Below are 465 nucleotides of genomic sequence, written 5' to 3'. Positions count from 1 at the left end.
ACGCGCAGCGGTAGTTCAGTCGGTTAGAATACCGGCCTGTCACGCCGGGGGTCGCGGGTTCGAGTCCCGTCCGCTGCGCCATATTTCGATCACAAGCCCCTTGAACGCTTGTGGTCTGGGGAAGCCCCGCTAAGTGCGGGGCTTTTCTTGAAAGTCTTGGATTCAACAGCTTGCTGGAGAATCAAAGAGCAGGACGCAAGAAAAGGTCGTTTGAAGCAAGTTTTAAAAAACTTGAATAAAAACAACCACTTACACAATAAGTGTGAGAGAATGTGTCCCGCAATGAGAGTGAAAGGGTGATTAGCTCAGCTGGGAGAGCATCTGCCTTACAAGCAGAGGGTCGGCGGTTCGATCCCGTCATCACCCACCATTCGCTTTCAATGTTACGCGCAGCGGTAGTTCAGTCGGTTAGAATACCGGCCTGTCACGCCGGGGGTCGCGGGTTCGAGTCCCGTCCGCTGCGCC

At 54.4% G+C, this 465-nt stretch carries 3 tRNA genes; all 3 read left to right on the top strand.

From position 1 onward, the window contains the following. Positions 1–4 precede the first annotated feature (4 nt). Positions 5–81 (top strand) — tRNA-Asp (locus CJF39_RS22675). Between the two features lie 213 nt (positions 82–294). Next, a tRNA-Val gene (locus tag CJF39_RS22670) sits at positions 295–370 on the top strand. 19 nt (positions 371–389) lie between these two features. Beyond that, a tRNA-Asp gene (locus tag CJF39_RS22665) sits at positions 390–463 on the top strand. Positions 464–465: the final 2 nt, after the last annotated feature.

Source organism: Pseudomonas lundensis (assembly GCF_002269125.1).
Classification (GTDB): Bacteria; Pseudomonadota; Gammaproteobacteria; order Pseudomonadales; family Pseudomonadaceae; genus Aquipseudomonas; species Aquipseudomonas lundensis_A.
Note: the sequence above shows the minus strand (reverse complement) of the source record. Positions and strands in the feature narration are given on the sequence as shown.